Annotated in this window: 6 protein-coding genes and 1 tRNA gene; 3 read left to right on the plus strand and 4 right to left on the minus strand. The window is 65.5% G+C overall.

Annotated elements, in window-relative coordinates; translation table 11 throughout:
- The 4 genes from parC to VMJ11_RS18825 form a co-directional block, all read right to left on the minus strand.
- Window positions 1–1,685 (minus strand): DNA topoisomerase IV subunit A (gene parC, locus VMJ11_RS18810; RefSeq protein ID WP_325620899.1); only part of this gene is annotated, 1,685 nt, incomplete at its 3' end.
- A 64-nt stretch (window positions 1,686–1,749) separates the two neighbouring features.
- Window positions 1,750–3,741, minus strand: coding sequence for a DNA topoisomerase IV subunit B (locus VMJ11_RS18815; RefSeq protein WP_325620900.1), 1,992 nt, complete (start codon window positions 3,739–3,741; stop codon window positions 1,750–1,752).
- Between the two features lie 304 nt (window positions 3,742–4,045).
- The gene (locus VMJ11_RS18820) at window positions 4,046–5,974 is read right to left on the minus strand and encodes an ATP-binding cassette domain-containing protein (RefSeq protein ID WP_325620901.1); all 1,929 of its coding nucleotides are present in this window, start codon (window positions 5,972–5,974) and stop codon (window positions 4,046–4,048) included.
- A gap of 351 nt (window positions 5,975–6,325) precedes the next feature.
- Window positions 6,326–6,727, minus strand: a complete 402-nt coding sequence (locus VMJ11_RS18825; protein ID WP_325620902.1) for a DUF4399 domain-containing protein — start codon at window positions 6,725–6,727, stop codon at window positions 6,326–6,328.
- Between the two features lie 280 nt (window positions 6,728–7,007).
- Here VMJ11_RS18825 and VMJ11_RS18830 point away from each other — a divergent pair, with 280 nt between their 5' ends.
- The 3 genes from VMJ11_RS18830 to VMJ11_RS18840 form a co-directional block, all read left to right on the plus strand.
- Window positions 7,008–7,190: a rubredoxin gene (locus tag VMJ11_RS18830; RefSeq protein ID WP_325620903.1), complete on the plus strand. Its 183-nt coding sequence runs from the start codon at window positions 7,008–7,010 to the stop codon at window positions 7,188–7,190.
- Between the two features lie 272 nt (window positions 7,191–7,462).
- A tRNA-Arg gene (locus tag VMJ11_RS18835) sits at window positions 7,463–7,537 on the plus strand.
- Window positions 7,508–7,713 (plus strand): hypothetical protein (locus VMJ11_RS18840; RefSeq protein ID WP_325620904.1); only part of this gene is annotated, 206 nt, incomplete at its 3' end. The genes VMJ11_RS18835 and VMJ11_RS18840, both read left to right, overlap by 30 nt.

A 7,713-nucleotide genomic window follows, 5' to 3' on the forward strand; every position in this document is an offset into this window, starting at 1 on the left:
GCCGCGTAGAGGCCGTCGCCGGCCTTGAACGTGAAGCCCTGCGTGTCGAGGCCGTGGCCCTTGAGCGCACGCACCCAGCCCTTCTGCGAGACGACCACTGTGACCGGCTCGTCCACCACGCGCGTCTCGAAGGTCGCGCGCTTTTCCTGCTGGATGAGCGTGCGGCGATCGTCGCCGTACTGCTTCGCGTCGGACTCGATTTCCCTCACGATGAGCCGCTTCATCGACGACTCGTTCGCGAGCAGCTCTTCGAGCTTGGCCTTTTCCTCGCGCAGCTCCGCGAGCTCCTTCTCGATCTTGATCTTTTCGAGCCGCGCCAACTGACGCAGACGGATTTCGAGGATGTCCTCGGCCTGGCGCTCCGACAGGCCGAACGCGCTCATCAGCGCGCTCTTGGGCTCATCCGCCTCGCGGATGATGCGGATGACCTCGTCGATATTGAGGAAGACGATCATCCGGCCTTCGAGGATGTGGATGCGGTCGTCGACCTTCGTCAGGCGATGCTGCGTGCGGCGCGTGACCGTCGCGAAGCGAAAGCCGATCCACTCGCCGAGGATCTCGCTGATGCCCTTCTGGCGCGGGCGGCCGTCCGCGCCGACCATCACGAGGTTCAACGACGCGTTCGATTCGAGGCTCGTGTTGGCGAGCAGCGAATTGACGAACTCGGCCTGATCGATGCGGCTCGTCTTCGGCTCGAACACGAGCCGCACGGGCGCATCCTTGCCCGATTCGTCGCGCACGGCGTCGAGCAGCGCGAGCATCGACTGCTTGCTCTGCAACTGCTCGGGCGTGAGCGTCTTCTTGCCGAGCTTGAGCTTCGGGTTCGTCAGTTCCTCGATTTCCTCGAGCACCTTCTGGCCCGAGGTGTTCGGCGGCAGTTCGGTCACGACCAGTTGCCACTGGCCGCGCGCGAGGTCCTCGATCTTCCAGCGCGCACGCACCTTGAGGCTGCCGCGGCCCGACTCGTAGGCCGCCGCGATTTCCGCCTCGCTCGAAATGATCTGGCCGCCGCCGGGGAAATCGGGCCCCGGCAGCTTGTCCATCAGTTCCGCGTGCGAAATCTTCGGATTGCGTATCATCGCCACGGCCGCCGCCGCGACTTCACGCAGGTTGTGCGACGGAATTTCCGTCGCCAGACCCACGGCGATGCCCGATGCGCCGTTGAGCAACAGCATCGGCAGGCGCGCGGGCAATGTCTTCGGCTCCTGGAACGAACCGTCGTAGTTCGGCATGAAATCGACGGTGCCCATGTCGATTTCGTCGAGCAGCAGCTTCGCGATGGGCGTGAGGCGCGCTTCGGTGTAGCGCATCGCCGCCGCGCCGTCGCCGTCGCGCGAGCCGAAGTTGCCCTGGCCGTCGATGAGCGGGTAGCGCATCGAGAAGTCCTGGGCCAGGCGCACGAGCGCGTCGTAGGCCGACTGGTCGCCGTGCGGGTGGTACTTGCCGAGCACGTCGCCGACCACGCGCGCCGACTTAACGGGCTTGGCGTTGTCGCCGAGGCCCATCTCGTTCATCGCGTAGAGAATGCGGCGCTGCACGGGCTTCTGGCCGTCGCAGACATCCGGCAGCGCGCGGCCCTTCACCACGCTCACCGCGTAGTCGAGATAGGCGCGTTCCGCGTAGTGGCCGAGCGTGAGCGTGTCGCCGTGCGGGGCGCCGGTCACTTCAGCAAAAAGGTCGTCCATGTTCAATCAATCCGTAATCGTGTGCGGGCGTGCGTGAGCTTGCGTGGGCTTTTGCAGGTGCGGATCAGATGTCCGCCTCGACCTCGTTGCCCTTCTCTTCGAGCCAGCTGCGCCGCGAGGCCGCTTCGCCCTTGCCCATCAGCATCGTCATGCGCGCGACGGTGGCCTCGTAGTCGAGGTCGCCGAGCGCGATGGGCGAAAGACGGCGCGTATCGGGGTTCATCGTCGTGTCCCAGAGCTGCTCGGCGCTCATTTCGCCGAGACCCTTGAAGCGGCTGATGCTCCATTGCGTTTCGCGCACGCCGTCCTTGCGCAGCTTGTCGAGAATCGCCTCGAGCTCGCCTTCGTCGAGCGCGTAGAGCTTCTGCGCGGGCTTCTTGCCGCGCGCGGGCGCATCCACGCGAAAGAGCGGCGGGCGCGCCACGAACACATGGCCGCGCTCGATCAGCTGCGGGAAGTGCTTGAAGAACAGCGTGAGCAGCAGCACCTGGATGTGCGAGCCGTCCACGTCCGCGTCCGAGAGAATGCAGATCTTGCCGTAACGCAGGTTCGAGAGATCGACGGTCTCGTCGGGGCTGTGCGGATCGACGCCGATCGCCACCGAAATGTCGTGCACTTCGTTGTTCGCGAACAAGCGGTCGCGCTCGGTCTCCCACGTGTTGAGCACCTTGCCGCGCAGCGGCAGGATGGCCTGATACTCCTTGTCGCGGCCCATCTTCGCAGAGCCGCCCGCCGAGTCGCCCTCGACGAGGAACAGTTCGTTGCGCGCAATATCGGTTGCTTCGCAGTCGGTGAGCTTGCCCGGCAGCACCGCCACGCCCGAGCTCTTGCGCTTCTCGACCTTCTGGCCCGCGCGCGTGCGCGCCTGGGCCTGCTTGATGACGAGATCGGCGAGCTTCTTGCCGTGCTCCACGTGCTGGTTGAGCCACAGTTCGAGCGCGGGGCGCGAGAACGACGAGACGAGCTTCACGGCGTCGCGGCTGTTCAGGCGCTCCTTGATCTGCCCCTGGAACTGCGGGTCCAGCACCTTCGCCGAGAGCACGAACGAAACGCGCGCGAACACGTCTTCTGGCAAGAGCTTCACGCCCTTCGGTTGCAGGTTGTGCAGCTCGACGAAGCTCTTCACGGCCTGGAACAGGCCGTCGCGCAGGCCGCTTTCGTGCGTGCCGCCGGCGGGCGTCGGGATCAGGTTCACGTAGGACTCGCGCGCGAGCGGCCCTTCCTCGCTCCACGCCACGACCCACGCGGCGCCCTCGCCTTCGGCGAAGGTGTCGTCGGCGGTGCGCGCGTCGGCGTAGCGCTCGCCTTCGAAAAGCGGGATCAGCAGATCGGCGCCGCCCATGCCTTCGAGCAGATAACCGCGTAGACCGTCTTCGTATTTCCAGCTCTGGCGCTCGCCGGTCTTCTCGATGACGAGCGTGACCTCCACGCCCGGCAGCAGCACGGCCTTCGAGCGCAGGAGGCGCTGCAGTTCGCCGAGCGGCAGGTTGGGTGAATCGAAATACTTCGGATCGGCCCATGCGGTCACGCGCGTGCCGCTCTTCTTTTCGTCGCGCGCTGCGTTGCGCGTGGTGAGCGGCCTCGTGACGTTGCCGTCCGAGAAGCCGATTTCGGCGACCTTGCCGTCGCGCCACACGGTCACGTCGAGGCGCGTCGACAGCGCGTTCGTGACCGAGACGCCCACGCCGTGCAGGCCGCCCGAGAACGTGTAGGCGCCGCCGGCCGCCTTGTCGAACTTGCCGCCCGCGTGCAGGCGCGTGAACACGATCTCGACGACGGGCACCTTCTCCTCGGGGTGCAGGCCGAACGGAATGCCGCGGCCGTCGTCCTCGACGGAAACGGAATGGTCGACATGCAGCGTCACGGTGATGCGCTTGCCGTAGCCGCCGAGCGCTTCGTCCGAAGCGTTGTCGATGACTTCCTGGACGATATGCAGCGGATTCTCGGTGCGCGTGTACATGCCCGGCCGCTGCCGGACGGGCTCGAGGCCCTTGAGCACCTTGATCGACGCTTCGCTATAGCCAGTGTTTCCAGCGTTGGACTTCTTCGTTGACATGGTGATCCACAGGGGGTTGTCCGCGCGATTGTCCACAGGTCCTGTGGACATCTGCGGGGAAAACGCGTTGAGCGTTCAAAAAAAACGAAAGGAAACAACGGGGTGATCCGACTGCGCGCCGCGGTGGCAGGCACGCTCGCGCTCGCGCAGTCGGTCGCGCAGTTGTTCGAATTCGCGAGGTATTGTACTGATTTGGGCTCGCACGGCAATTTGCGCGGGGGTTGGCTGGCCGAACGGATGAGCGCGCTGTGCGCGTCCGCCCCCAAAAAAAAGCGGCCTTCATCAGGCCGCCTCTCGCATCACATCACTTGCGCTTGCTCTCCAGCTCTTCCCACCGCTCGAGCGCCACGAGCAGCTCCTCATCGATCTGCGCATAACGCTCGGTGAGGCGCGCCCCTTCCTGCGCGTCCTTGGCGAAGATCGAACCGTCCTCGATCTTCGCACCGATGACCTTCTGCTCGGTCTCCAGCGCCTCGATCCGCTTGGGTAGATCTTCCAGCTCGCGCTGCTCCTTGAACGAGAGCTTCACGGTGCGCTGCGCGTTGCGTCCCGCCGCGCTCTCCTTGGGCGCCGCGCTTGCAGAAGCGGCTTCCTTCGGCGCACGCGCGTCGGCGATCTCCTGCGAGCGGGCACTCTGCGTCTGCCAGTCGGTAAAGCCGCCCACGTATTCGCGCCACTGGCCGTTGCCTTCGGATGCGATCACCGAGGTCACCACGTTGTCGAGGAACGCGCGGTCGTGGCTCACGAGCAGCACGGTGCCGTCGTAGTCGGTCAGCAGTTCTTCGAGCAGTTCGAGCGTCGGGATGTCGAGGTCGTTGGTCGGTTCGTCGAGCACGAGCACGTTCGCCGGACGCGCGAACAGGCGCGCGAGCAGCAGCCGGTTGCGCTCGCCGCCCGAGAGCGACTTCACCGGCGAGCGAGCACGCTCGGGCGCGAACAGGAAATCGCCGAGATAGCTCATCACGTGCTTCTTCGCGCCGTTGATCTCGACCCAGTCGCTGCCGGGGCTGATGGTATCGGCGAGGCTCTTTTCGAGGTCGAGCTGCGCGCGCATCTGGTCGAAGTACGCAACCTGCAGGTTCGTGCCCACGCGCACCGTCCCTTCGTCGGGCTTCAACTCGCCAAGAATCAGCTTCAGCAGCGTGGTCTTGCCCGCACCGTTCGGGCCGACGAAACCGATCTTGTCGCCGCGCATCACCGTCGACGTGAAGCGGTCGACGATCGTGCGTCCGCCGTAGCGCTTCACGACATCGGTGAGTTCGGCGACGATCTTGCCGGACTTCTCGCCCTGTGCGACGTCGAGCTTCACGTTGCCCAGTACGTTGCGGCGCTCCTCGCGCTCATGACGCATCTGCACGAGCCGCGCGATGCGCCCGACGCTGCGCGTGCGCCGCGCCTCCACGCCCTTGCGAATCCACACTTCTTCCTGCGCGAGCAGCTTGTCGAACTTCTCGTTCTCCACGCGTTCGACTTCGAGCTGCTGCGCCTTGCGCTCCTGATATTGCGAGAAGTTGCCCGGATACGAGAGCAGCTTGCCGCGATCGAGCTCGACGATGCGCGTGGCCACGCGGTCGAGGAACGCGCGGTCGTGCGTGATGAAAAGCAGGCTCGAGCGCTGCGTGACGAGCAGGTCCTCGAGCCAGCGGATGCCGTCGAAGTCGAGGTGGTTGGTCGGCTCGTCGAGCAGCAGCACGTCGGGCTGCACGACGAGTGCGCGCGCGAGCGCCACGCGCTTTTGCATGCCGCCCGAGAGCGAACCCACGCGCGCGTCGCCTTCGAGGCCGATCTGCGCGAGCGTCGTGGCAACGCGCGTGCGCCAGTTCCAGGCGTCGGCGGCGTCGAGCGACGACTGCAGCGTATTCATGCGCGCGAGCAGCGTGTCGTGCTCCGGGCCTTCGGGCGTGTCCGCGAGCTTGTGCGCGACCGAGTCGTATTCGTCGAGCAGCGCGCGCACCTGAGCGAGGCCGGAGGCGACGGTGTCGAACACCGTGGCTTGCGCGTCGAAGTCGGGCTCCTGCGGCACGTAGACGGTCGAGAGATTCTGCTGGCGCGTGACGAGGCCGTCGTCGGGCTTCGCGAGATCGGCGACGATCGTCAGCAGCGACGACTTGCCCGCGCCGTTGCGGCCGATCAGCCCGACGCGCTCGCCAGCTTCGAGCGAGAAGTCCGCGTGATCGAGCAGCGCGACGTGGCCGAACGCCAGTTGCGCGCCAGTGATGGTGTAGAGCGACATGGATGGAAGCGATGCGTGCGGTGGATCTGAAGCACGCATTGTACCGGGCCGCGGAGGTGGGACTGCGGAGGTGGGACTGCGGAGGTGGGACTGCGGAGGTCGGGCGGCGGAGGTCGGGCGGCGGAGGTGGGACTGCGAAGGTGGGGCTACTGTGGTCGGGCGGCGGAGACCGAGCCGCAAAGGTTGGCTGGCGGAGGTCGGGCTGCAGAGCTCAGGCCGCCCGGGTTGTGCTGAGGAGGTCGGCCAGCTTAGGTCGGGCCGCCCGGGTTGGGTCAGCAGTGGGCGACGGCCGAATCTCGCACACACCCAGTACTCACCCCGCACGACGCGGCTTACACAGCGAGCCGTTGGCTATTTCACATGTACCGTGATCGTCTGGCTCCACTCGGGGCCGTACGAGCGGTGCGCACCATCGGCGAACTGCGCGGTGAGTGTGTGGTCGCCGGGCGGCAGGGTCACATCGGCTTCGGTCTGGCCTTTGCCGTAGTGCAGCGACTTGTCGCTGACGGGCACGACCTCGCCTTTCGGCAACGGCCCGCCGTCGATCAGCAAATGGTGATGGCCAGTGTTGGGCGCGATCGAGCCGGCGGGCGCAACCGTCATACCGTCCACACCGAACTTCACGTGCACCGGGTTGCTCACCGTCGCGCCATCCTTGGGCTCCACGAAGTAGACACCTTCCGCACGCGCAACGCCGCTCGCTGCGACGAGCACCGCGAAGACTGCAGCTCCAAGCCCACTTTTCTTGTCCATCGTTCGCTCCTCGAGAGTTGATCCAGTCTGCGTCGAGCCGTACGCCCACTGCGGCGCGACGCTCGCGGCCAAGCATACACGGCTCATGTGAACGCTCGCGGCGGCCGCCCTGCCCAGGGACGACACCGGTCAACACGACGCGCGACAGAAAACGCGGCTATACAGCGCATCAGCACACGCGCCGTTTTCCGGTAAGATCGCAGGTTGCCCGCGCTGTCCTCCATAAGAAAAGGGACAGGTTGCGGGCCATGCATCGAATTGACTGGACGAAGGACACGCTGTGAGCGAAGTAATCGAATACAAGAGCTGGGTCTGCCTGATCTGCGGGTGGATCTATAACGAGGAAGAGGGTCTGCCCGACGAGGGCATCGCCGCCGGCACGCGCTTCGCGGACATCCCGGATGACTGGCGCTGCCCGTTGTGCGACGTGGGCAAGGCGGACTTCACGGTCGTCGAGTTCTGATTCTGCCGCGCGGGCGCACGGCGAAGGGCTAACATAACTGCGTCATTTTCGCGCCCGAACGCCTTTGCTATACTCTTGGCCCTGCGTCGCGATATGTTCTGGATCGGCATAGCGGAACCGCTGCGCGACGGCTCCGTGCCATGACGGGTCACTTGGGAAACATGGCGGTTTGACGGAGCCCAGCGCCGTGCCCCCCGATTTCGCCTGGAAACAGGTGAAAATCGCGAATGAATTTCGCGCGGAAATTGCGCCACGCAGTGCTCGCTTTTGCGCTCCCTGTAGTTCAATGGATAGAACAAGTGCCTCCTAAGCGCTAGATGCAGGTTCGATTCCTGCCAGGGGGACCAACCGCGCGAGCATGCCAGGCCGCATTCGGGGAAAACCCGGCACCGGGCGCGGCCGCCTCGCGCATCGCCGGCGTCCTCTCTTTCGCGCGTTCGCGCATCTTGTGCCATCTTTCCCCAAATCGATTTTCCATGGATATCAACAAGCAAGTCGCGGCCCTCACCGCTTCCGAGCTACA

Source organism: Paraburkholderia sp. (genome assembly GCF_035501035.1).
GTDB lineage: Bacteria > Pseudomonadota > Gammaproteobacteria > Burkholderiales > Burkholderiaceae > Paraburkholderia.

Excerpts from the sequence above, each read along its gene's own strand:
- VMJ11_RS18820 (WP_325620901.1), bottom strand. The coding sequence starts at position 5,974 with ATGTCGCTCTACACCATCACTGGCGCGCAACTGGCGTTCGGCCACGTC.
- VMJ11_RS18825 (WP_325620902.1), bottom strand. The coding sequence starts at position 6,727 with ATGGACAAGAAAAGTGGGCTTGGAGCTGCAGTCTTCGCGGTGCTCGTC.
- VMJ11_RS18815 (WP_325620900.1), bottom strand. The coding sequence starts at position 3,741 with ATGTCAACGAAGAAGTCCAACGCTGGAAACACTGGCTATAGCGAAGCG.